Source organism: Granulicoccus phenolivorans DSM 17626 = NBRC 107789 = JCM 15570, assembly GCF_000423085.1.
GTDB lineage: Bacteria > Actinomycetota > Actinomycetes > Propionibacteriales > Propionibacteriaceae > Granulicoccus > Granulicoccus phenolivorans.
Genome location: NZ_AUHH01000034.1, coordinates 1 through 22,720 on the forward strand (window position 1 = coordinate 1; position 22,720 = coordinate 22,720).

The following is a 22,720-nucleotide window of genomic DNA, read 5'->3' on the forward strand; positions in this document are numbered from 1 at the left end:
GGTCCTGCAGGGCCAGCGAACCCGAATCCGGCCCGCGCCGCCGAAACTCGGCCCGCGGCCCCGAAGTCGGCCCGCAAACCTGAGCCCAGCCCGCCCCTGGCGCGGGGGTTACCGGCGCTCCGCGGGGCTCTATTGAGTACGCGGGTCCTGCAGGCCCAGCGAACCCGACCCCAGCCCCAGGTACCGAAGCTCGGCCCGCGCCCCCGAAGTCGACCCGCGAACCGGCCTGCTACAGCGACCCCGACGGCCGGCGCTCCGTGGTCCCGAGCACCCGGAGGACACGGGTACGCAGTCAATCCGGATCCCGCAGATCGGCACTGACGAAGCGGATCATCCGCCAACCCAGCTCCCGGATCCGGTCCTCGCGCGCCTTCTCCCGAGTCAGCACCGCGCCGGGGTCGCTGCCGTACTTCTGCCGACCGTCGTACTCTCCGACGACCCGATGCTCCTCCCACCCGAAGTCGGTCCGGGCCACGAACTCGCCGTTGACCTGCAGCGTCAGCTGGAGTCGCGGAATCGGGATTCCGGCCAGTTCGAAGGTGGCCCGACACCGGGATTCACCAGGCGACTCGGCCCGCGGATCGGCGAAGAGCACCGCCCGCCGAGCGGCCGGGTTGCCGTGGTGGCGCCGCTGCCGGAGCCGGCCCAGCAGGTCCGCCCGGACCGACTCGGCCGCGTCCGGGTCGCGCCGCAGCGCGGCATCGGTGACCGCCACCGCATCGGGGAACGGGAGGGTGCGGGCCAGGTCGAGCACGGTCCGGGAGAAGGAAGTGGCGGCAATCCCGGACAGGTCGACCACCTCGGTATCGGGCAGGTGGGCCTGCCGCAGCCGTCGGGTTCGGCTGCAGTATCCCTGGCCCGCTCCCGGGCGCAGCATCGCGAGCACGCCCAACTCCCGCGCGGGCACCGGAAGCCCGTGCAGAATCGCCGCCGTCTGGTGGCTGGCCACGGTACCCAGTGCCAGCGGAAGCGCGGAGTACAGCAGCAACCGGTGCAGGTGCTCGGCCTCGTCGGTCGGCCAGGCATCGAGGGGTTGGCCATCGCTGACCCGAGGACGGCGAAATCGGCCCCGGCGGAGCCGGACCAGGGAGCCGTCGGCACAGGCCCGGCGGATCATGTCGTGGGTGTACCCGCGGGTGCGCAGATTCTGGGTGGTGAAGATCTGTTGGTCCACGGCTCCAGCAGACCTCATCCGTACGCCGCGGCGCTGCCCTCGAACGGGGTTGTCCACAGGGCAATCCGACCAATTTCGCTGGCCGCCCACCTTCGCCGGCCGGGCCGGTGTGCGGGCCATCGGAGCGGTCCGCTGGCCTTGTTTCAGTACGCGGTCCCTGCAGCGCCAGCGATCACGAACCACGCCCGCGAAACCGAACCTCACCCCGCGGAACCGACCCTCGCCCCACGAAACCGACCCCCACGCCTCGCGAACCGCCCGACACCCCCGCCGGAACCGACCTACCGATCAGCTGCCGTGATGCAGCGCCGTCAACTCCGCGCGCGAGCGTACGCCCAGCCGGGCGTACACCCGGGTGAGGTGATACTGCACCGTCTTCACCGAGATGAACAGACTGGCCGCCACCTCACGGTTCGACATCCCCTGGACCACCAGCTCGACCACCGCCTGCTCCTGCGGGGTCAGTTCGGTCAGGGACTCCGAATCCCGGCTCCGGCTGCCCGCCTTGAGCTCCCGGTCACACTTGTCCACATACCCCTGCGCCCCCATCGCCAGGAACCCCCGCCGGGCATGCGACAACTCCGCCTCCGCCTCCCGGCGTTTGCCCGCCCGGCGCAGCGCCTGGCCGAAGGCGTACTGGATCCGGGCCCGGAGCAGGGACAGCGGCAGGTCCGAGATGACCGCCAGGGCCGACTCGAAGGATTCCCGCCCCCCGGCCACATCGCCCCGGCTGAACCGGATCCGCCCCCGCGCCGAAGCCATCCGGGCGATGCTCGAGCGATGCCCGCGCTCGGCCGCCAGGGCCTCGTGCGGCCGCAGAAATTCATCGGCCTGATCGGTCTGCCCGACCGCGATCAGCGCCACGGCGTACAGATCCTGCCAGGGCCAGAACCCCGGCTCGTCGATCCCGTGATACCGCTTCAGTTGCGCCAACGGCTCCATCGCCCGCAGCGCTCCGGCGTAGTCCCCCTGAGCGGTGAACACCTGGGCGCGCGCCATCGTCATCGCCACGTGCATCCCCTGGTAGTCCGTCCGCACCGAGGCCGCCCGCGCGGCATGCCGCTCGGCGGTCGGGATGTCCCCGCGCAGGGCGGCGATCTGCGCTCCGGCCCAGTGCACCAGGGGCAGCGCGACATTCTGTCCGGTTTCCTCCAGGATCGGCAGCGCCCGGTCCACCGCCGCCTGGGCCGCGCTCAGGTCACCCAGCGCGAGTCGGGCGTGGGCGAGCCAGCCGTAGGACCACAGCGACACGCGGGTCGAGCCCCGCCAGGCCGCGATCGGCGCGGACATGTCCAGTTCATGGGCGGCCAGGGCGACCCGGTCCAGGGCCAGATGCAGCCAGCCCTGCCCCATCATCGCGCGCTGGCCCTGCGCCCCACCCAGCGAGGACCGGGTGACCCGGCCGTACGCCGCCAGCGCCTCCTCGGTCCGCCCCTCCCCGCCCAGGCCCAGGCCCAACATGGTGTGCGCCTCCAGGCCCGACGGCACCGAGGGCAGGGCACCGTCGGCCAGTTCGATCGCCCGCCGGCCCCAGGTGATCAGTTCGGCACAGTTCCAGTCGACCAGGTTGTGCAGCGTGAGCCGGTGCGCGATCGCCGAACGGGCCGCGCGGTCCTCCTCGGGAGCCATTTCCCAGGCGCGCCGCAGCAGGACCCCGGCCTCGTCGCGGTGTCCCAGCAGAAGTTGCTGGTAGCCCAGCACCGCCTCCCGCATCGGTGAGGCGGGGGCCGGCTCCAGTTCGGGGGTCAGCGCCAGCACTTCGAACAGGTTGCCGTAGCTGACCTTGGCATCCAGACAGGACACCAGCCGCCGGGCGGCCTCCGCCTCGGTCACCGACATCCGCGAGGCGGCCAGCCACGCTTCGCCGGCCCGCTCCCACGCCCCCTCGCTGGCACATTTGGCGGCCCATTGGTCCATCGCCTCGGCCACCTCGGCGTCGGGACCCCCGATCGCCAGCGCCCGTTGCTGCAGCCGGGCCCCGGTGTCGGTGAGAATCTCGGCGGCCCGGGAGTGCAGTTCGCTCTGCCGGGCCACCCCCATCAGTTCGTACGCCGCGGCCCGGGCCAGTCGCGAGCTGAAGCCGAGCAGGCGGCGCAGCGCGGCCCGGCGTACCTGGAGCAGGCCGAGTGCCACGGCGCGATCGACCACCGGCAGCGGCTCCTCCAGCTCGGCCAGTTCGGCGACCTCTTCGACGCGGGACCAGCGGCCGATGGTCGCGCACGCGTCGACCAGTCGGCGCACCTGTTCATCGGCCTCGTCCAACAGGGTGCGCATCTGCTGCAGCGCACTGTCGGTGGGCGGCAGCGGGGCGTCCAGCGCCTGCCAGGTCTCGGGGTCGTGGGTGTTCAGCAGTTCCAGCAACTGCTCGGCCGAGCCGTCCACGTGCCGGGCCAACCGGCGGGCATTCGCTTCCGGGATGCTGATGCCGGCCGCGGCGGCGAGGGCCTGGACCCCGGCGGCATCCAGATGTTCGGGATAGGCGGGAGTCTTCGGTTCGACCACGGGTGCGGGGACCGGCACCGCTGCCTGGGCGTCCGCGACGTCGAGGGACTCGTCGTTGTCGTCGGGAGCGGCCACGGGGGCAGTGGCCGGGGCAACCGCGCCGGACAGGGGAAACACCTCGTCGCCCTCCCCTTCCCCCGACGCCGGGCGAGCCGGAACGGGGCGGACCATTCGGCCCGCCCCGTTCCTGGGATCAATCGGTTCAGCCAAGGTCTCCGCCGGCCACCGGGAGGGTCGTCCCGGTGATGTAGGAGGCCTCATCGGAGGCCAGGAAGCAGATCGCTGCCGCCTGTTCCTCCAGGGTGCCGTACCGCTTCAACAGCGAGGATTCGATGGTCTGATCCACCGTGACCTGGTGCCAGGCCTCCTGCTGCGGATTGGTCGGCTCCCCACCGCGCGGAACCCGCCGCGGCGGCGCCTCGGTCCCACCCGGAGCGGTGGCCACGACCCGGACACCGTGCTTGGCGGCCTCCCAGGCCAGCGACCTGGTCAGCGCCGCGACCCCGCCCTTGGCGGCCGCGTACGGCAGCCGGTTCAGGCCGGTGGTGGCGACCGAGCCGACGTTCACGATCGTGCCCTGCCCCGCGGCGTACATCTCCGGGAGGACCGCACGGCAGGAGTACAGCGTCGGGAACAGCGAGCGCCGGATCTCCTTCTCGATCTCGTCGGGGGCGTACTCCTCGAACGGCTTGCGCCAGATCGTGCCGCCGACCACATGGATCGCGATGTCGACCCGCCCGAAGCGCCGGATGCAGGCATCCACCGCCGCTTGCGCGCCTTCAAAGGTCTCCATATCGGCCAACTGGGACTGGGCGTGCGCCCCTTCCCGGTCCAGGCCCGCGGCCACGTTCTCGACCAGCTCGGAGCGGTCCACCAGCAGCAGTTCGCCACCCTCGGCATGGATCCGGCGGGCCACGGCCTCACCGATTCCCTGGGCGGCACCGGTGATCAGGACCGCCTTGCCGGTGAACCGGCCGGTGGTGCTGACCGTCCGGGCCTGCTGATCGGCCATCGCCCGCCGCATGGTCATCTGCGACCGCTCGGCGTGCGCGATGAACAACTGACGGGTCCGTTCCCGGTCGCCGGCCTCGATCGCGTTGACCATGTCGACGTGATCCTTGGCCACCAGCGGGTGACACCAGTGGGCGTTCTTGAGCGTCGACTCCATCTCACCCTTGACCCCCAGGCGGGTGTACGCCTGCCGCAGGTGATCGTTACCGGTCAGGGTGAACAGGTAGTCGTGGAAGGCCGCGTTGGTCTCGGTGTAGGCCATCGCGTCGACGAACTGATCTCCCTTGACGTAGGGCAACGTGGCCTCGGCCAGCATCCGGTAGCCCGCGACCTGCTGGGAGTTGATCCGTCCCATGACCAGTTCCAGGGCACCCAGTTCGAGGGCCCGGCGGGCCTCGAAGATGGCGTCGGACTTGGTCACCGGCGGATGCTCCTCGCCGATCTCGTAGCCGTCGGTGGTGAGGTCGGCCGCACCGGGCACGAAGTGCGCGGCGATTCCGGCCGGCTGGTCGCCCCCGACCGAGGTGATCTCGGCCGCGGGGAACATTTCCTCGCCCATGATGGTTCGCGAGCCCTGGACCGGAGCCACGTCGGCGTTCGGTGCCAGCGCGGTGGTTTCCCCGCTGAGCTGCGAGCCGTACATCTCCTGGCCCATCAGGTCGCGCATCCCGAAGCCGTCCGGGATACCGCCACCGCCGCTCGCCGGGGCCAGTTCGGCCTCGGGGAACATGCTCTGCCCCATCACGCCACGGGCCTCGGCACCGGCGTACTGGATCTCCCGGGTCGCGGGAACCCAGAGCGGCGCACCGACGGTCTGCTGGGCCTCCACCAGTTCGTCAGCGGTCGGCTCGGCGACCGCGGCCACCTTCGGCGCGGACGCGGAGGTGAACTTCTCGTAGTAGAAGCCGTTCGGCTCGACCCCGAGATCCTTCACGTGGGTACGCACCGCCTCGACCATCGGCGGCGGACCGCACAGGTAGATCGCCGCGTCACCGGAGTGCAGGTGCGTGTCGGAGATGATCGACATCACGAAGCCGACGTTCTTGGCCGTGGTGTTCGGATCGGTGACCACGTAGTCCCAGGTGAAGTTGGACAGCTTCGAGGTCAACCGCTCGAGTTCGTCGATCTCGACCACGTCGCCGTCGGTGTTCACGCCGTAGACCATGTGGACCGTACGCGGGGACCCGTGGGCCTCCATCGACCGGAGCATGGCCAGGATCGGCGCCAGGCCGGTGCCGCCGGCCACCATCAGCAGCGGGGTGTTCGTCTCGCGGAGGAAGAAGGAGCCGTGGGGACCGTTGAAGGTCACCTCGTCCCCCACCTTCGCGACCTTCGAGGCCCACTCCGAGCACAGACCGCCGGGGACGATCTTGATCAGGAACTCCAGCTCCTCCGAATCCGGTGCGCTGGAGAAGGAGTACGAGCGGGTCTCGTCGCTGCCGGGGATGGTGATGTTCACGTACTGCCCGGGCAGGTAGGCCAGCTTGTCCCGGTTCGGGATCTTCATCCGCAGCCGGGTCACCGTCGGCGAGAAGTGATGCACTTCGGTGAGGGTGCCGGTGAAGGTCGCCGACTGGGTCTTGGCAACCGCCGAGGTGCACGCGATCTGCAGCACCATGTCCGACTTGGGCCGGGCCTGGCACGCCAGGACATAGCCCTCCGCGGCCTCCTCCGCGCTGAGGGCATCCTCCACGTAGGAGCCCGGATCGAACTCACCGGACTCGCAGAACGCCTTGCAGGTGCCACAGGCACCGTCGTTGCAGTCCACCGGAATGTTGATCCGCTGCCGATACGCCGCGTCGGCGACGGTCTGGTCGTCGGCAACATTGATGAATCGGGTCACACCGTCCTCAAAAGACAGCGCTACCTTGTAGTCCGTCATTGGACCACCTTTCTGGGGTCACGCGCGATCAGATGTGGTAGATGTCCACGACGTGGTGGATGTAGTCGTTCTTCAGAGCGACGGTCTTGCGGCGGATCAGCGGGGACTCACCACCGAAGTCGATGGTGTAGAAGCTGGTGCCGTAGTACGGGTCCACCGTGTTGTAGCGGAAGTACATGGTGTGCCAGTTGAACCGGACGTCCACCAGGTTCCCGCGACGCTCGATCACCTCGACGTTGGTGATGTTGTGGCTGGTCCGCGGCTCCGGGATGGAGGTGGCGCTGGAGCGCTCGGTGCGGATCCGGAAGACGCGGTCGGACAGACCGCCCTTGTTCCCGTAGTACATCAGCGACATTTCCCGCTGCGGGTCCTGGGTCAGCTTGCCGTTGTCGTCCCAGGCCGGCATCCAGAAGACGACGTCGTCGGCGTAGCAGTCCAGCCAGGTCTCGAACTCACGGTCGTCGAGGTAGCGGGCCTCGCGGTAGAGGAACTGCTCGATGGTGGTCTGGTCGATCTGAACCTGGTTCTGCGACAGGGTCTCGGTCATGATGTGTGCTCCTTTGATTCCGTCGCGATTCAGCGGGTGCCGTTGGATCCGTGGGATCCGTTGTTCTCGTCAGCGGTGGCCTTGCGCATGACCTCGAGCCAGTAGCCGTGCTGGACCGGGTAGAGGCCCTCGTCCTCGTTCTTGACGCCGGAGGAGATGACGTGGTCCATGCCCAGGGACTTGGCGACCTCGTCGGGACCGTCGACCCAGTGCTTGGCGCCGCGGCTCATGTCGTTCCACGGAGCAGCGGTGGCCTGGAACGTGAACTGGCAGGAGCGGAACTCCTCCAGGTCGTCGGGGGTGGCCATGCCCGAGGCGTTGAAGAAGTCCTCGTACTGGCGGATCCGCTGGGCGCGGGCCTTGTCGCTCTCCCCCTTGGGTGCGATGCAGTAGATGGTCACCTCGGTCTTGTTCACCGCGAGCGGGCGGAAGTGCCGGATCTGGGTGGAGAACTGGTCCATCAGGTACACGTTGGGGTACAGGTTCAGGTTGCGCGAACCCTTGACCATGAAATCGCCCTTGGCCTCGCCGAACTCCTTCTTGAGCTCATCCAGCTTCTCGGCCAGCGGACGGGACTCCCAGTTGGCCGCCCAGGTCCACAGGCACAGATGTCCGTGCGGGAAGGACCAGGTGCCACCGCCGGACTTGCCCCACTTGCCGGCGTCGACGGTCTGGGTGGTGTTGGTGGACTCACCGCTGGAACGGCGCGAGGTGGTCGCGGCGTAGTTCCAGTGGGTGGCGGTCACGTGGTAGCCGTCGGCACCGTTCTCGGCCTGGACCTTCCAGTTGCCGTCGTAGGTGTAGGTCGAGGCGCCGCGCAGCACCTCCAGGCCCTCCGGCGACTGGTCGACCAGCATGTCGATCACCTTGGTGGCGTCACCCAGGTGCTCCTCCAGCGGGAGCACGTCGGCGTTGAGGCTGCCGAAGAGGAAGCCGCGGTAGGAGTCGAACTTGGCGATGTGGGTGAGGTCGTGCGACCCGTCGACGTTGAAGGTGTCCGGGTAGCCGGCGTCGTCGGGGTCCTTCACCTTGAGGAGCTTGCCGTCGTTGCGGAAGGTCCAGCCGTGGAACGGGCAGGTGATGGTGAGTCGGTTGTCGGTCTTCTTGCGGCACAGCATCGCGCCGCGGTGCGCACAGGCGTTGATCAGCGCGTTGAGCTTGCCGTCCTTGCCACGGGTGATGACGACCGGCTGCCGACCGATGTAGGTGGTGAAGTAGTCCCCCGGGTTGGGAACCTGCGACTCGTGGGCAAGGTACAGCCAGTTGCCCTCGAAGATGTGCTTCATCTCCAGTTCGAACAGTTCCTCATCGGTGAAGATGGACCGGTTGGCGCGGTAGATGCCTTTTTCCCGGTCGTCGATGATGGCGTTGTCGAGATCCAGATGAGTGGTCATGCGAACCCTTTCAGTGGCAACGATGGCACTGTGACCGCCAGACCGGCGGCCCCACTTGTTGGCCTTATTCTGCGCACGCTCCACAGCGGAATGCACCGGGGGATGCCCTAGCGGGCACCTAGGCTACCCTTGGATTACCTACAAGGGGCCCAGGAGGGGTATCAGACCCCGTACTAACCTTGCCGGGGATTTCAATGGCAGCGCGCGGCGCGTTAGAGTTCCTTCATGGCCGTGGATGAATATGATGCGTTGATCCTTGCCAGCACCCGTTCCTACGGGGTGCTCGGCCGGCCGAGTGCCCGGGCCTCCCGACTCGAAGCGGTGATCGAGGCCTGCAGCGGGGCCCGGCAGAGTGTGGTGGTGGCCAATCAGGGCAGTTCCGCCCGGCGTACGCGCGGACCGGTCATGGGCATCGCCGAGGGCGTGGAGACGCTGGGCCACTGTTCCCCCGCCGCGTGGCTGCTGGTCGTGACCAGCCAGTGCTCGGACGCCGCCGCCGGACTCGCCCGGGTGATCGCCACGTTGGCCGGCGTCGACGACAGCATCGACGGGGTCGTGGCGCTCAATGAGGCGGACAAGCCGCTCTACCTGGTGGCGGCCTATCGGCGCGAGGCCCTGGTGGCGGCGCTGCACCGGGAGATGGACACCAAGCATCCGCGCCTGGGCAGTCTGGTCGCCGACCTGCGCCTGGTCGAGGCCCCGTGCGCCGATCGCGCTCCGCTGACCGTGCCGACGGTCTCGCCCGCGCCCCCCGCCCAGCCGGTGGCGGCGCTCGGGGCGGCACTGGCCGCTCGCGCCTGATTCCCCGCGGGTCGCGCCGCACGCGCCCCGTTGCCGCCCGATCCGCCACCATCGGCTACCGAGGCCGCCCTCGGTGGTGAACCGCACCCGGGATCGACCCGGAAAACATTCGTGGCCGGGTCCCTGGTGGGGACCCGGCCACGAATCAGACGGTGTCAGCGGGGTGTGCCGACACCGAGCTTGATCACTTGACGCTGACCGACGCGCCGGCAGCCTCGAGCTTCTCCTTGGCGGCCTCGGCCTCTTCCTTCTTGACCTTCTCCAGGACGGCCTTGGGAGCGGACTCGACCAGCTCCTTGGCCTCCTTCAGACCCAGCGAGGTCAGGGCACGGACCTCCTTGATGACCTGGATCTTCTTGTCGCCGGCGCCCTCGAGGACGACGTCGAACTCGGTCTGCTCCTCAGCGGCCTCGGCGGCCTCGCCACCGGCGCCACCGGCGGCCGGGGCAGCGGCAACGGCGACCGGGGCGGCCGCGGTCACGTCGAAGGTCTCCTCGAACTTCTTCACGAAGTCGGAGAGCTCGATCAGGGTCATTTCCTTGAAGGCGTCAAGGAGCTCGTCGGTGCTGAGCTTCGCCATGATGGCGTCCTTTCGTTATCGGCACACGGTGCCGGGTTGGGCAGCGGATGCTGCGGTGGTGATGCGCAGCTCAGGCGTCGGCCTGAGCGGTTTCCTCCGCAGCGGGCGCTGCCTCGGTGTCTGCAACTTGCTTCTGGTCGGCGGCACCGGGGCCACCGATCTTCGAGGGATCCTCCTGAGCAGCGGTCTCGAGCGCACCGAAGGCGCGGGCGAGCTTGCTGGCCGGCGCGGCGAACGCGAACGCGGCCTTGCTCAGGTTTGCCTTCAGGGCACCGGCCATCTTGGCCAGCAGGACCTCACGGGACTCGAGGTCGGCCAGGGCCTTGACCTCGTCGGCGTCGAGGACCTTGCCCTCCATGACGCCGCCCTTGAGCACCAGAAGCGGGTGATTCTTGCTGAACGACTTCAGACCCTTCGCCACCGACGCGACATCGCCGGTGATGAATGCAACCGCGGTCGGGCCCGTCAGCTGGTCATCGAGTCCGTCGATGCCGGCTTCGCGCGCCGCGATCAGGGTCAGAGTGTTCTTGGTCACGGCGTACGTGGCGTCCGACCCGAGTTCGCGCCGCAGCGCCTTCAGGTCAGCCACGCTCAGCCCGCGATACTCGGTCAGCACAGCGGCCTGGGAGTTGGCGAAATGCTCCGTCAACTCCGCAACCGTGGCTGCCTTGTCCGGCCTGGCCATGGTTCTCCTTCCCACTTCACTTCGTGGTCGCCGGTTGACGACCCCACCGAAGGAACTGGGCGGTTCCGCAGGTGCCGGGGGAAACAAAAAAGCCCCGGCGCACAGGCGGCTCCGGGGCGCTCCCCGGGCAGGCTCGCGTACGAGCAAGCGGGGGCACTTCGTCACACCTGCGCGGGCATCCTGGAAGGAACTTCGGATCGGTTTCCCGACCAACCAGCGGTCTTCGGCTCCCGACACTCTACAACACCGCAACGCCCCACCCAAATCTGCGTGACCTGAGGTGCGACCTACGACCGTAGTCCGATGGTTCCCCAGACCCCGGTCGGAGTCCGGCCGCCGAAATCGGCGACCGCAGATCGATGCGCATCCGATTCGGTTCGCTCCGCGGCCACCCGACGTTCGCCCGGCCGTCGCCGAGAGTTCACAACTCACTCATAGGTTCGGCCCGGTCCGACCCGAACTTTACCTTTCGCGTACTAGGAGTCCACGTGCACGATCACGACGAGATGAGCAATCCGAGTTCCAATCCCCTCTTCGCCGACATTGTCGCCGCCCGCGCGACCCGTCGTGGCGTGCTGGCCGGCTCGCTGGGTGTGGCCGCGCTGAGCTTCGTTGCCGGCGCCGAGGCGTACGCCGCCCCGAAGAAGCCGAACCCCGGCGCGACCAAGACCGCCGATGATCTGATCACCTTCACCAACCTGGCCAAGGACAACGGCCCGCTGCCGAAGGTGGCCGCGGAGTACGAGTACCAGGTGCTGATCCCGTGGCGGGAGAAGCTGGACGGCTCCGGCACCTCCTTCGACTACAACGGCTTCACCGCCGCTCAGCAGGAGCAGGCGATCGGGATCGGCCACGACGGCATGTGGCTGTTCACCGAGGGCAACGACGCCGGCGTGCTGGTCGTCAACCACGAGTACGGCGAGAACGAGCACATCTACGGCGCCGCGCAGCCGGTCAGCCTGGAGCAGGTCCGGCTGAGCCAGGCCGCCCACGGTGTCGCCGTGGTGAAGATCGCCAAGCAGGGTGGCACCTGGAAGGTCCAGGCCGACCGGCGCAACCGGCGGATCACCGCCAACACCTCGGTGGAGTTCTCCGGCCCGGCCGCGAAGTCCGCCAAGCTGGTCACCAAGATCGGTGCGAACGATCCCAAGGGCACGCTGAACAACTGCGCCATGGGCCACACCCCGTGGGGCACCTACCTCACCTGCGAGGAGAACTTCCACAACTACGTGGGTGCCACCGGCGCCTGGACCCAGACCGCGGAGCACAAGCGCTACGGCATCAGCGCGGCCGGCGGCGGCTACGACTGGTTCAAGTTCGACGATCGCTTCGACATCGCGAAGAACCCGAACGAGGAGAACCGTTTCGGCTGGGTCGTCGAGATCGACCCGAACGATCCGAGCAAGAAGCCGGTCAAGCGCACCGCGCTGGGTCGCTTCAAGCACGAGGGCGCCTGCGTCACCGTCGGCCGGGGCCAGCGTGTGGTCGTCTACTCCGGCGATGACGAGCGCAACGAGTACATCTACAAGTTCGTCTCGGCCAAGAACTACAAGTCGATGCAGGCCCAGGGCCAGAGCCCGCTGGATGAGGGCGTGCTCTACGTGGCGGCGTTCAAGGCCGACGGCACCGGTGAGTGGCTCGAGCTCTCCCCGAAGAACCCGAAGCTGGCCGGGTGGACCCAGGAGGACATCCTGATCAACACCCGGATCGCCGCCGACCAGGCCGGCGCCACCATGATGGACCGGCCGGAGTGGATCACCGTCGGCCAGGGCGGAGAGATGTTCGCCACCCTGACCAACAACACCTCGCCCAAGGCGCAGGATCGCCCGGGCAACCCGTCCGGGAGCAACCCGAACGGTCACATCGTCAAGTGGCACGACGCCGACGACCACACCGGCACCACCTTCGAGTGGGACTTCTTCGCCATCGCCAACGATGTCAAGGATGAGGCCGGCCAGATGTTCGGCTCCCCCGACGGCATCTGGGCCGACGGCCAGGGCCGCGTCTTCGTCGAGACCGACGGCAGCCAGCCCGGTAAGAACAACGATCACCTCTTCGTGGCCCACCAGCACACCGGTGAGTTCCGTCGCCTGATGACCGGCGTACGCGGCGGCGAGGTCACCGGCATCACCGTCAGCGCCGATCAGCGCACCGGCTTCGCCAACATCCAGCACCCGGGCAACGGTGACCCCAAGGTCTCCAACTTCCCGCAGGTCAACCAGGACGGTGTCACGGTCCCCCGCGATGCCACGCTGGTGATCTTCCGCACCGATGGTGGCGTCTTCGGGTCCTGATCGAGGAGTACGCCCCGGCGTACCTGATGCACCGGTCGCCCCGCCGCACTCCGCGGCGGGGCGACTGCCGTTCCGGGCGTTCGTCCGAGGGAAGGTTCCGCCGGCCGCAGCGGTGACGCGGGGCCCCGGGCCCGGCAGGATTCCGGACGTAGCCCACGGACTGCCCACCCCCAGGAGTACGCCATGGCCCCCACGCTGCCCCAGCTCCCCCGCACCCAGAAGTCCCGGACCCGGCTGATCGCCCTGGTCGCCGCCGCCGTCATCTCGGTCGGCGGGTCGGCCGCCGTGGTCGGGATCACCACCGCCGACGCCGCCCCGGCCGGCTGTTCCACCGGCTGGTCCCGGACCGTCATCAAGCAGGGCAGCCGCGGCGATGTGGTGAAGTCCGCCCAGTGCCTGCTGAACCGGCACGGCGCGAACCTCGCCGTCGACGGCGTCTTCGGTCCCCGGACCGAGGCCGCGGTGATCGCCTTCCAGCAGGCCCGGCCGGGGCTGGCCGTGGACGGCGTGGTCGGCCAGTACACCTGGGCCGCGCTGAAGCAGTCCCCGTCGGGCTCGAGCACCCCGGCCCCGAAACCGCCGGCCGGTGAACAGGCCAAGCGCGACCAGATCCTCGCGTACGCCAGGTCCAAGATCGGCAGCCGCTACGTGTGGGGCGCCTCCGGGCCGAGCACCTTCGACTGCTCCGGGTTGGTCCAGGCCGCGTACAGGTCCGCCGGGATCAACCTGCAGCGCACCTCCGACCAGCAGGCCGCCGGTGGCAAGCGGATCAGCAAGTCGCAGGCCCGGCCGGGTGACCTGGTGTACTGGCCCGGTCATATTGCGATCTACGCCGGCAACGGCCAGATCATCGACGCCGGCAACTCCCGCACCGGGGTCAGCCAGCGGGCACCGTGGGGCTCCCCGACCTATTACGCCTACTTCTGAGCGCCCCTCCCCCGGACCGACCCGGGGCGGCTGCACTGGGCAGTCGCCCCGGGTGGGTGCTGTCCGGCGTACGGTGGTCGGGTATTCGGCAGAAGGGGCAGTCCATGATCGAGATCCTTACAGCGGCGCAACTCACCCGGGCCCGGCGTACCGGTGCGCTGGTCGGCAGTATCCTGCAGAACCTGCGGGACCGTACGCGGGTGGGCACGAACCTGCTGGAGATCGATGAGTGGACCCGCGAACTGATCGAGGATGCCGGCGCGGAGTCCTGTTACGTCGACTATGCCCCCTCCTTCGGGGACGGCCCGTTCGGGCACTACATCTGCACCTCGGTCAACGATGCGGTGCTGCACGGCATGCCGCGGGACTACGCCCTGGCCGACGGTGATCTGCTCAGCCTGGACTTCGCGATCAAGCTCGACGGCATTGCCTCGGACTCGGCGATCAGCTTCCTGGTGGGCGATTCCCGGCCCGAGGAGAGCGTCGCCCTGATCGATGCCACGCAGCGGGCCCTGACGGCCGGAATCGCTGCCGCCGGACCGGGCAAGAAGCTCGGGGACATCTCCCATGCGATCGGGACCGTGCTCGCCGGCGCCGGCTACCCGATCAACACCGACTTCGGTGGGCACGGCATCGGGTCGAGCATGCACCAGGATCCGCACGTGCCCAATACCGGGCGCGCCGGGCGGGGGTACAAGCTGCGCCCGGGCCTGCTGCTGGCCCTGGAGCCCTGGGTGATGGTCGATACCGCGCGGCTGGTCACCGATCCGACCGATGGGTGGACGCTGCGCAGCGCCACCGGTTGTCGTACCGCGCACAGTGAGCACACCGTGGCGATCACCGAGGGCGGGGTGGAGGTCCTCACGCTCCCCGCCTGATCCGGCGTACGCGGGGTCACCCAGCGTCACCGATGGCTATCGGGCTTCCCGGCGCACCGAAGTTGGGTTGCCCGGACTGAAGCTCGATGGCGGTGGCGCAGTTCGATCAGGACTGCGGGGTCAGCGACTGCGGTCCAACGCGTCGAGCACCCGGATCCGCAACGCCGCCAGGTCCTGCAGGTCGGTGTGGGTGAACCGGATGGTGTTCCAGCCGAGTTGGAAGATCCGGCCCTCCCGCGCCTTCTCCTGCCGGATGGCTCGGGCGGTGTCCCCACCGACCAGGGCGTCGTACTTGCCGATCCCGTCATACTCCCCGAGCAGCCGCTGCTCCGGCCAGGCGAAATCCGCCCGCCCGAGCAGTCGCCCGTCGGCGTACACCTCGTACTGCAACTGCGGAATCGGTACGCCGGCCAGCGCGAAGCTCGCGCGACAGCGTGACTCCCCCGGCGACTCGGCACGGAAATCGGCGAACACCAGGGCCCGACGGGCCAGCGCGTTCCCGCTCTGCCGATGGCGGAGCTGCTCCAGGAACCGCAGCCGGGCATCCTCGGCCGTCTCGGATCCCCGGCGCAGTGCGGCATCGGCCACCGCCACCGCGTCCGGGAAGGGGAGCGTACGCGCGAGGTCGGCGACGGTCCGGGCCAGGGTGGTGACCGGAATCCCCTGCACCGTGGTGACATCACTGGTGGGGAGCCGTGCCCGGCGAGTCCAACGGGTGTCGCGGCGGGTGCCGTGCCCGGACCCGCCGCGCAACGTGGTAATCCGCTGGAGTTCCTCGTGCGGGACCGGGAGCCCGTGCAGCACCCCGGCGCTGAGGTGGCTGGCCACGGTGCCCGCTGCCAGCGGGAGGGCCGCCGACAGCAACTGCAGATGGCGCCGTTCCGCCTCGCCCTCGGGCCAGGCTGCCGGGACCAGCCGATCGGTGGGAATCGCGGGACGGTAGCGACCGGGACGCAGCCGCACGAGTTCTCCGTGCGCGCAGGCCCGGCGGATCGACTGTTTGGTGTGGCCGCGCAGCGCAAGCTGCTCAGTACTCAGGATCTCGGAATGCACCTGCCCAAGTTCACCGGGCCGTGCCCACCGCCGAAAGAGCTGCAGCGCAACCTGTGGACAAGTTCGGAACCGTTTCTGCCAACCCCCATCGACCCAGCGGCGGCCGCGTCATCCAGCTTCAGCCACGTCATCCAGCTTCACTCGGGGCGACCGGACGTCTGTGCGCACAGAAGTTGCCTTGCCTGAACTGACGCTCGATGACCGTACGGCCGCTGGGCGAAGCACGCCCTGATTTCGGTGGGCCCGGTGTCCCTCAAAGGCAGGATGGCGCCCTCGCATCCGCAAATCTAATCTTGATATAAGCGATGTTCCGCCTGAACCCCACTGGCGACCAACCGAGATCGGCCCGAGGAGTTTGCTATGTCCCTGTTTGCGGTACGCCCAGCGCTGACCCACCCGCTGGCCCCACCGACCCCGTCCGGTACGCCGGCCACCGACCCGGCCGAGGAGCCCCGGCGATGACCACCGATGCAGAGTTCGGCCGACGCTTCGCCGTCGGCGCCGACTACGCCGTCCGGAACGGGTACGCCGGGGCCTTCCCCAACTTCCACCGGGTTCGCAAGTCGACCGGGATCTTCTACGGATACTTTCTGTTCCGGCCTGCCGTCATTCATTGGCGCGACGTCCCGGCCACCGAGTTCCCGCGGCACGACGCCCCGAGCCGGCTGTCCGGCGCCCACGACTATGCCCGTCGGCACGGCTACCAGCACGGCTTCCACACCTTCCACCATGCCGACTACGGCCAGGGAAAGGTGTTCGGCACCCATCTCGTCGTGCCGGGCACCTGCACTTTCCGGGACGTGCCCACCGCCGAACTCGGCTTCGGGAATACCAATCCGTCCGGCATCACCCGGGACCGCTGGTTCACCCACATCCACGACTACTCCACGCGCTCCGGGTTCGCCGCCGGAATGCCGAGCGGGCACTACGCCCGCAAGGGGGACACGTGGGTGATCGGCGTGTTCCTCTTCCCGCACGGGAAGCTGGAATGGCGGGACATCCGCGGCCACGATCTGGGCCTCGAGGACATCTATACCGGGCCCCCGCCCAAGGAGCCGTCGCGCGATCCGGTCCGCAAGCCGACGCGCCCGCCCAGACCGGAGCGCTGAACCGCCCCAAAGCGCCGGGCCCCGCTTCCGACTGTTCGGAAGCGGGGCCCGGCGTACGCGGAACGTGCGGCTCAGGCCTCGACGGACGCCTTCACCTGGGTGGGATCGGCCTGGACGCCGGGACCCATCGTGGAGGAGAAGGTGATCTTCTTGATGTAGCGGCCCTTCGAGCTGCTCGGCTTGAGTCGCAGCACCTCATCGAGGGCGGCGAAGTAGTTCTGCTCGAGCTGCTCGGCGGTGAAGGACGCCTTGCCGATCAGGAAGTGCAGGTTCGAGTGCCGGTCGACGCGGAACTCGATCTTGCCCCCCTTGATGTCGGAGACGGCCTTGGCCACATCGGGGGTCACGGTGCCGGTCTTGGGGTTCGGCATCAGGCCACGCGGGCCGAGGACGCGGCCCAGTCGGCCGACCTTGCCCATCATGTCCGGAGTCGCGACCACGGAGTCGAAGTCGAGGTAGCCGCCCTGCACCTTCTGGATCAGATCGTCGGACCCGACCTCGTCGGCGCCCGCATCCAGCGCCTCCTGAGCCTTCTCACCGGTGGCGAAAACAAGGACCCGGGCTGTCTTGCCGGTTCCGTTGGGAAGGTTCACGGTGCCGCGGACCATCTGATCGGCCTTGCGGGGATCCACGCCGAGTCGCATCACGACATCGACGGTCTCATCGAACTTCTTGGAGCTGGTCTCCTTGACCAGCTTGATCGCCTCTTCGGCGCGGTACTGCTTGTCTTCCGAGATCTTCTCGGCTGCGGCCTTGTAGGCCTTGCTGCGCTGCATGTCTGACTCCTCGGTCAGTGCGTGGTACGCCCCAGCGCGGGGCTCCCACAGGATGGATAGGGGTGGTTCAGCCGTCGACGGTGATGCCCATGGAGCGGGCGGTACCTTCGACGATCTTCATCGCGGCGTCGACGTCATTGGCGTTGAGGTCGGGCAGCTTGGTCTCGGCGATCTCCTTGACCTGATCCCGGGTGATCTTGCCGACCTTGGTCTTGTTCGGCGTACCGGAACCGGACTTCACGCCCGCGGCCTTCTTGATCAACTCAGCCGCCGGCGGCGTCTTGGTGATGAAGGAGAAGGTGCGGTCCTCGTAGATGGTGATCTCGACGGGGATGACGTTGCCACGCATGGCTTCGGTAGCAGCGTTGTACTGCTTGCAGAAGTCCATGATGTTGACGCCGTGCGGGCCGAGCGCGGTACCGACCGGCGGGGCCGGAGTGGCCTGGCCGGCCTGCAGCGCGACCTTGACCAGCGCTGCGACTTTCTTCTTGGGAGGCATGTTCGGGTCCTCTTGGTTGAGTGGGGATATTCGGATGTGGGCACGGCGAACCGTGCCGGTGCCGGGACTCCCCAGGGTCGTCCCGGCGTACGCCAGCAGGCTTCGCTCAGTCGATCCGCTGGATCTGGGAGAAGGTGAGATCCACCGGGGTTTCCCGGCCCAGGATCTCCACCAGTGCCTTGAGGCGCTGGCTGTTGGCGTTGATCTCGGTGATCGAGGCGTGTACCCCGGCGAACGGGCCATCGGTCACCATGACCGAATCGCCCACGCTGAAGTCCGCCACCTCGATCTTCTTGGGCCGCACCGACTTCTGCGCGTGCACCGCCTGCCGGGCAACCTCGGCCTGGACCGACGGCGCCAGCATCTGCTCGACCTCGCTGAGGCTCAGCGGGATCGGATCGTTGCCGTTACCGACGAAGCCGGTGACCGACTGGGTGTGGCGTACCGCGCTCCACGATTCGTCGGTGAGTTCCATGCAGACCAGCACGTAGCCCGGCAGCACCGACCGGGTGACGGTCTTCTTGTTGCCGTTGCGGATCTCGGTGACGTCCTCGGTCGGCACGCGGACATCGAAGATGTAGTCCTCCATGTTCAGCGACGCGGCCCGGGACTCGATGTTCTGCTTGACCCGCTTCTCCATGCCGGAGTAGGTGTGCACCACGTACCAGTCGCCGGGCTTGGCCCGCAGCTCGGCGCGCAGTTCCTCCATGGCGGCCTCGAGGGCCTCCTCGTCGGTGGTCGGCTCGGCGGACTCGGTGGTGCCGGCTGCGGTGTCCTCCTCGGCGTCGAAGTCCAGGCTGATCGACAGCTCTTCGGTGGGTTCGGTGCCGCTGAGGTCGAGTTCCTCATCGGCGGCAGACTCCGGCGCGGCGACCTGGTCGGTGGCCGCAAGGTCGATCCGGACGTCGCTGGCTGCCGGCGTCTCCTCGGTGGCATCGTCGTCGGCGAAGCTGATCTGCACGTCCTCGGCGGCGTCCTCGTCGTCCTCGTCATCGTCCCCGAGATTCAGGTCGAGTTCGGGGTCGTCGAAATCGAGGTCCAGGTCGAAGTCCTCGAGATTGTCGAGGTCCTCGGCGGTGGGCTCGGAGAAATTCTCCTCGTCCTCGGGGTTGCTCACTATGCCTCCAGTTCTTGCTTCGTACGCCGTGCTCGATCAGCCCAACAGCGCCAGGATCGCGGTGCCCAGACCGAGGTCGATCAGGCTGACGAAGGCGATGATGAACAGAACGAACACCAGCACCACGATGAAGTACTGCTGCACGGTCGATCCATTGGGCCACACCACTTTACGCAACTCGCCAATGGATTGCTTGACGAAGGTGATCGGCCCGACCGGGCGGTCCTTCTTCTCCTTGGTCGCGATCGCGCCCTCGTCGTCGGAGTCGGTGGTGGCCAACTCCTTCTTCTTCGGGCTGCTGCGCCGCTTGCGCGCGGGGCTGTCGTCCTCGTCCGCGTCGTCGGCCTCGGACTCCGCGGATTTCTCGGCCACGTCGGCCTCGGCGAGATCGGCCTCGGCCACCTCGGCCTTCTTGCGCGGGCGGGTGGCCCGGACGCGGCGCCGCGTGGGCTCCTCGGCCTCGGAACGCTCGTTGCCGGTGCCGTCGGTTCCGGTGTCTGGGGTCGACTCGTCCGATTCGTCGTGCGAATCGGTCGTCATGTCGTCAGCCACAGTCCGGTGTCCTTCGTTCGGCGCTTGGGTCAGTGTGATCGCCCCGCACGCCGCAACCAGAACCCTGGGAGCACGTTCGCGGGTGCGGGTCGAGGCACGGAAGTGCTTCGCACGGCAAGAGGGACTTGAACCCCCAACCTTCGGTTTTGGAGACCGATGCTCTGCCAGTTGAGCTATTGCCGTCCGGTGGGCTGCGTCGATTGCCTCGGTGCCCCCACCAAGACCAAGAGTTTACGCACTCAGTCGGCAGAATGTCGAACCGAGCCCGCGGCGGCCTGCCGGGCCTGCCCGGCGGCGAGCAGTACGCAGGTCGCCACGCCCTCCATCGCGGCCCGTACCTCCGCCACCGGCGGCAGGGTCGGCGCGAGCCGGATCACCGCGTCGTCGGGATCGTGCTTGAGCGGGTGCGAGGAACCCGCCGGGGTGAGCGCGATCCCGGCCTGCTTGGCCAGGGCCACCACGGCCGCGGCGGTCCCGTTCGGCACGGTGAGGGTGACGAAGTAGCCCCCCTCGGGCCGGGTCCAGGTCGCCACGGCGTACTCCCCGAGCCGCTGCTGCAGCACCTCGTCGACCACCGCGAACTTCGGCGCGATGATCTCGCGGTGCTTGCGCATCAGTTCCCGGACCCCGTCGGCACTGCCGAGGAACTCCGCATGGGCCTGCTGATTGACCTTGTTCGGGCCGATGGTGCGAAAACCGGTGTACTTCAGGTACCAGTCCAGGTTCGCGGCGCTGGCGGCCAGGAAGGACACCCCGGCGCCGGCGAAGGTGATCTTCGAGGTCGAGGCCACCTCCCAGATCCGGTTCGGGTTGCCGGCCTCGGTGGCCAGGCCGAGCACATCGATCGCCGGATACTCGTGGTCGGTGAGGTGGTGCACGGCGTACGCGTTGTCCCAGATGATCCGGAAGTCCGGCGCGGCGGGCATGCTGACCAGTTCGCGGGTGGTGGCCTCGTCGTAGACGATCCCGTTCGGGTTGGCGTAGGTCGGCACGACCCACATGCCCTTGACCGAGTCATCGGCGAGCAGCTCGCGGACCCGGGCCAGGTCGGGGCCGTGCTCGCCCAGCGGGACCGGGATCATCTCGATCCCGAGGGCCTCGCAGATCGCGAAGTGGCGATCGTAGCCGGGCACCGGGCACAGGATCTTGATCGTCGAGCGGTCCCACGGACGGTCGGAATCGGGGGTTCCGTGCAGTACGGCGAAGGTGATCAGGTCGTGCATGATCGACAGCGAGGCGTTGTCGGCGGCCAGGATGTTCTCCAGCGGCACCCCGAGCAGATCGGCGAAGATCTGCCGGATCGTGGTCAGCCCCTTCACCCCGCCGTAGTTGCGGATGTCGATGCCGTCGACGGTGGTCTCGTGGGCACCGCGGAGCAGATCATTGCTCAGATCGAGCTGCGCGGCCGACGGCTTGCCCCGGGTGATGTCCAGCTTGAGCCCCTGCCCCACCAGGGCGTCGTAGGCGGTCTGCTGCTGCTCCACGAAGGTGTCCAGCTCGGCGGGCGAGAGCTCGTTCAGTGTCATAGCGCGAGATTATCGCAGCGCGCCCAGCCTGCGAGCATCCCCGGGGCACTATGCGCAGGAGGCTGACGGGCACTATGCGCACGGGGCGGAACCCCGGGGCGACACCGCGCGATGGCCGGGGTACATCCGACGTCCGCTCAGCCCCGGACAGCGAAGGACCCCTCCCGGAAGCGAAGGTCCATGGCGAGCAGCGATGACTGCTGCCTACGCTGCCCGAGGTTTTTCCTCGCTCCCCGACCGGCCCTCGCACCCCGGCCGCCCCTCGCAACCCGACCGGCCCTCGCAGGCTGTGGCCTGCCGACTCGGGGACGCGGGTTGAGTTCGGCGGCGCGGGTCGAGTTCGGTTCCGCGGGCCCTGCAGGGGCCGCGCGCCGGATGCCGACCCGCCAGCCGCCAGGAGTACCCGCGGACCGCCACGGAACCCGCGAGCCGCGCCCCAACCGACTCGGGGACGCGGGTCGAGTTCGGCGGCGCGGGTCGAGTTCGGGTCTGCGGGCCCTGCAGGGGCCGCGCGCCGGATGCGGACCCGCCAGCCGCCAGGAGCACCCGCGGACCGTCAGGGAACCCGCGAGCCGCGCCCCAAGACACCACTCCCCTGACTTGACCGTTCGCGTATCGGCTGCACTGCACGCGGGTCGTCCTGACGCGTCGCTGATCGGTATTTCCCGACGCCGGAGTGGCTCCGGGGCATTACGCCGAAGTGGCTCTGGGGCATCACGCCGGACTGGCTCCGGGGCATTGTGCCGAAGTGGCTCCGGGGCATGGTGCTGTCGCGGGAAGCCCACTTGTGACCGTTGCTGTCGCTGAAGCTGCGCTGCCCACGGTGAGTCGCAGCAAACTCCCCGGCGCCGCTCGGACCCGACCCGGCCCGGGGCCTGGCGCTTGGTCGAGGTTTCCGGCGTGAGGCGGGGAGTCCGGGTTCCGGCGTGAGGCGGGGAGGCCGGGTCGCCGGCGTGAGGCGGGGAGTCGATCAGGACGAACCTGACAGGGAAGCGACATTCGTTCCGCAAAAACCCTCGAAATGGGGCAGATTTGCAAACTGGTGATGGCTCCCTGTCATCGGCGGCGGGTACCGGGTCGGGGCGCTCGTGGCGCCGGCGCTGCCGGCTCGACCCAAGGGGCATGTCCGATCGCGCGGGTCAAGTTCGGCGGCGCGGGTTGAGTTCGGGTCCGCGGGCCCTGCAGGGGCCGCGCGCCGGACGGGGCCCCGCGAGCAGCCAGGAGCGCCCGCCGACCCGCCAGAGAACCCGCGAGCCGCGCCCCAGGAACGCCCCCAGACACCACTCCCATAACCTGACCGTTCGCGCATCTGCTGAACCGCCCGCGGATCGACCGGAGGCGTCGCTGATCGGTATTTCCTGACGCGGGCCTGGCTCCGCATCGCCCCCAGTCAGCCCACGGCTGCGGCCGGGC

18 protein-coding genes and 1 tRNA gene are annotated in these 22,720 nt (G+C 68.7%); 5 read left to right on the forward strand and 14 right to left on the reverse strand.

Annotation, left to right across the window (positions count from 1 at the left end; translation table 11 throughout):
- Positions 1 to 292 precede the first annotated feature (292 nt).
- From G531_RS24735 to benA, 5 genes are all read right to left on the reverse strand, one after another.
- Positions 293 to 1,174, reverse strand: a complete 882-nt coding sequence (locus G531_RS24735) for a hypothetical protein (protein WP_051215481.1) — start codon at positions 1,172 to 1,174, stop codon at positions 293 to 295.
- A gap of 288 nt (positions 1,175 to 1,462) precedes the next feature.
- Positions 1,463 to 3,847, reverse strand: a complete 2,385-nt coding sequence (locus G531_RS22545; protein WP_051215482.1) for a LuxR family transcriptional regulator — start codon at positions 3,845 to 3,847, stop codon at positions 1,463 to 1,465.
- A gap of 31 nt (positions 3,848 to 3,878) precedes the next feature.
- Complete coding sequence (gene benC, locus G531_RS0113450) at positions 3,879 to 6,569, reverse strand: benzoate 1,2-dioxygenase electron transfer component BenC (protein ID WP_026927659.1); 2,691 nt, start codon at positions 6,567 to 6,569, stop codon at positions 3,879 to 3,881.
- A 28-nt stretch (positions 6,570 to 6,597) separates the two neighbouring features.
- Positions 6,598 to 7,116, reverse strand: coding sequence for a benzoate 1,2-dioxygenase small subunit (benB, locus tag G531_RS0113455; RefSeq protein WP_026927660.1), 519 nt, complete (start codon positions 7,114 to 7,116; stop codon positions 6,598 to 6,600).
- A gap of 29 nt (positions 7,117 to 7,145) precedes the next feature.
- Complete coding sequence (gene benA, locus G531_RS22550; protein WP_035758940.1) at positions 7,146 to 8,510, reverse strand: benzoate 1,2-dioxygenase large subunit; 1,365 nt, start codon at positions 8,508 to 8,510, stop codon at positions 7,146 to 7,148.
- A gap of 225 nt (positions 8,511 to 8,735) precedes the next feature.
- Between benA and G531_RS25765 the strand changes: the two genes are divergently transcribed.
- A complete protein-coding gene (locus G531_RS25765; protein WP_026927661.1) occupies positions 8,736 to 9,311 on the forward strand; it encodes a hypothetical protein in 576 nt (191 codons plus the stop codon).
- Positions 9,312 to 9,495: 184 nt separating this feature from the next.
- On the opposite strand, the gene rplL is transcribed toward G531_RS25765, so the two are convergent.
- Together rplL and rplJ are read right to left on the reverse strand one after the other, a co-directional pair.
- A complete protein-coding gene (gene rplL, locus G531_RS0113470; RefSeq protein ID WP_026927662.1) occupies positions 9,496 to 9,891 on the reverse strand; it encodes a 50S ribosomal protein L7/L12 in 396 nt (131 codons plus the stop codon).
- A 70-nt stretch (positions 9,892 to 9,961) separates the two neighbouring features.
- A complete protein-coding gene (gene rplJ / locus G531_RS0113475; protein ID WP_026927663.1) occupies positions 9,962 to 10,576 on the reverse strand; it encodes a 50S ribosomal protein L10 in 615 nt (204 codons plus the stop codon).
- A 488-nt stretch (positions 10,577 to 11,064) separates the two neighbouring features.
- On the opposite strand from rplJ, the gene G531_RS0113480 reads away from it, so the two are divergent.
- From G531_RS0113480 to map, 3 genes are all read left to right on the forward strand, one after another.
- On the forward strand, positions 11,065 to 12,870 hold the full coding sequence (locus tag G531_RS0113480; protein WP_211221855.1) for a PhoX family protein: 1,806 nt from the start codon (positions 11,065 to 11,067) through the stop codon (positions 12,868 to 12,870).
- A 183-nt stretch (positions 12,871 to 13,053) separates the two neighbouring features.
- Positions 13,054 to 13,797, forward strand: a complete 744-nt coding sequence (locus G531_RS22555) for an NlpC/P60 family protein (RefSeq protein ID WP_026927665.1) — start codon at positions 13,054 to 13,056, stop codon at positions 13,795 to 13,797.
- 104 nt (positions 13,798 to 13,901) lie between these two features.
- A complete protein-coding gene (gene map / locus G531_RS0113490; protein WP_026927666.1) occupies positions 13,902 to 14,675 on the forward strand; it encodes a type I methionyl aminopeptidase in 774 nt (257 codons plus the stop codon).
- 120 nt (positions 14,676 to 14,795) lie between these two features.
- Here the strand turns inward: map and G531_RS22560 are convergent, their stop codons facing one another.
- Complete coding sequence (locus tag G531_RS22560) at positions 14,796 to 15,728, reverse strand: type IV toxin-antitoxin system AbiEi family antitoxin domain-containing protein (protein WP_051215483.1); 933 nt, start codon at positions 15,726 to 15,728, stop codon at positions 14,796 to 14,798.
- A gap of 458 nt (positions 15,729 to 16,186) precedes the next feature.
- Between G531_RS22560 and G531_RS0113500 the strand changes: the two genes are divergently transcribed.
- Entirely contained in the window at positions 16,187 to 16,837 is a 651-nt protein-coding gene (locus G531_RS0113500; RefSeq protein WP_026927667.1) for a hypothetical protein, read from the forward strand.
- Between the two features lie 71 nt (positions 16,838 to 16,908).
- On the opposite strand, the gene rplA is transcribed toward G531_RS0113500, so the two are convergent.
- From rplA to G531_RS0113530, 6 genes are all read right to left on the reverse strand, one after another.
- Positions 16,909 to 17,613 (reverse strand): 50S ribosomal protein L1, encoded by a 705-nt coding sequence (gene rplA, locus G531_RS0113505; protein WP_026927668.1) that lies wholly within the window; start codon positions 17,611 to 17,613, stop codon positions 16,909 to 16,911.
- A 67-nt stretch (positions 17,614 to 17,680) separates the two neighbouring features.
- A complete protein-coding gene (gene rplK, locus G531_RS0113510) occupies positions 17,681 to 18,112 on the reverse strand; it encodes a 50S ribosomal protein L11 (protein WP_026927669.1) in 432 nt (143 codons plus the stop codon).
- A gap of 106 nt (positions 18,113 to 18,218) precedes the next feature.
- Entirely contained in the window at positions 18,219 to 19,229 is a 1,011-nt protein-coding gene (nusG, locus tag G531_RS22565) for a transcription termination/antitermination protein NusG (protein WP_035758943.1), read from the reverse strand.
- A 36-nt stretch (positions 19,230 to 19,265) separates the two neighbouring features.
- Positions 19,266 to 19,781 (reverse strand): preprotein translocase subunit SecE, encoded by a 516-nt coding sequence (secE, locus tag G531_RS24740; protein WP_145978751.1) that lies wholly within the window; start codon positions 19,779 to 19,781, stop codon positions 19,266 to 19,268.
- Between the two features lie 110 nt (positions 19,782 to 19,891).
- A tRNA-Trp gene (locus G531_RS0113525) sits at positions 19,892 to 19,964 on the reverse strand.
- A gap of 56 nt (positions 19,965 to 20,020) precedes the next feature.
- Positions 20,021 to 21,307 carry an aspartate aminotransferase type Ic gene (locus tag G531_RS0113530; protein WP_026927671.1) on the reverse strand — a complete coding sequence of 429 codons (1,287 nt, stop codon included), beginning with the start codon at positions 21,305 to 21,307 and terminating at the stop codon, positions 20,021 to 20,023.
- Between the last annotated feature and the right edge of the window lie 1,413 nt (positions 21,308 to 22,720).

Excerpts from the sequence above, each read along its gene's own strand:
- G531_RS22545 (WP_051215482.1), bottom strand. The coding sequence starts at position 3,847 with ATGGTCCGCCCCGTTCCGGCTCGCCCGGCGTCGGGGGAAGGGGAGGGC.
- benC (WP_026927659.1), bottom strand. The coding sequence starts at position 6,569 with ATGACGGACTACAAGGTAGCGCTGTCTTTTGAGGACGGTGTGACCCGA.
- benB (WP_026927660.1), bottom strand. The coding sequence starts at position 7,116 with ATGACCGAGACCCTGTCGCAGAACCAGGTTCAGATCGACCAGACCACC.
- benA (WP_035758940.1), bottom strand. The coding sequence starts at position 8,510 with ATGACCACTCATCTGGATCTCGACAACGCCATCATCGACGACCGGGAA.
- G531_RS25765 (WP_026927661.1), top strand. The coding sequence starts at position 8,736 with ATGGCCGTGGATGAATATGATGCGTTGATCCTTGCCAGCACCCGTTCC.
- rplL (WP_026927662.1), bottom strand. The coding sequence starts at position 9,891 with ATGGCGAAGCTCAGCACCGACGAGCTCCTTGACGCCTTCAAGGAAATG.
- rplJ (WP_026927663.1), bottom strand. The coding sequence starts at position 10,576 with ATGGCCAGGCCGGACAAGGCAGCCACGGTTGCGGAGTTGACGGAGCAT.
- G531_RS22555 (WP_026927665.1), top strand. The coding sequence starts at position 13,054 with ATGGCCCCCACGCTGCCCCAGCTCCCCCGCACCCAGAAGTCCCGGACC.
- map (WP_026927666.1), top strand. The coding sequence starts at position 13,902 with ATGATCGAGATCCTTACAGCGGCGCAACTCACCCGGGCCCGGCGTACC.
- G531_RS0113500 (WP_026927667.1), top strand. The coding sequence starts at position 16,187 with ATGACCACCGATGCAGAGTTCGGCCGACGCTTCGCCGTCGGCGCCGAC.
- rplA (WP_026927668.1), bottom strand. The coding sequence starts at position 17,613 with ATGCAGCGCAGCAAGGCCTACAAGGCCGCAGCCGAGAAGATCTCGGAA.
- rplK (WP_026927669.1), bottom strand. The coding sequence starts at position 18,112 with ATGCCTCCCAAGAAGAAAGTCGCAGCGCTGGTCAAGGTCGCGCTGCAG.
- G531_RS0113530 (WP_026927671.1), bottom strand. The coding sequence starts at position 21,307 with ATGACACTGAACGAGCTCTCGCCCGCCGAGCTGGACACCTTCGTGGAG.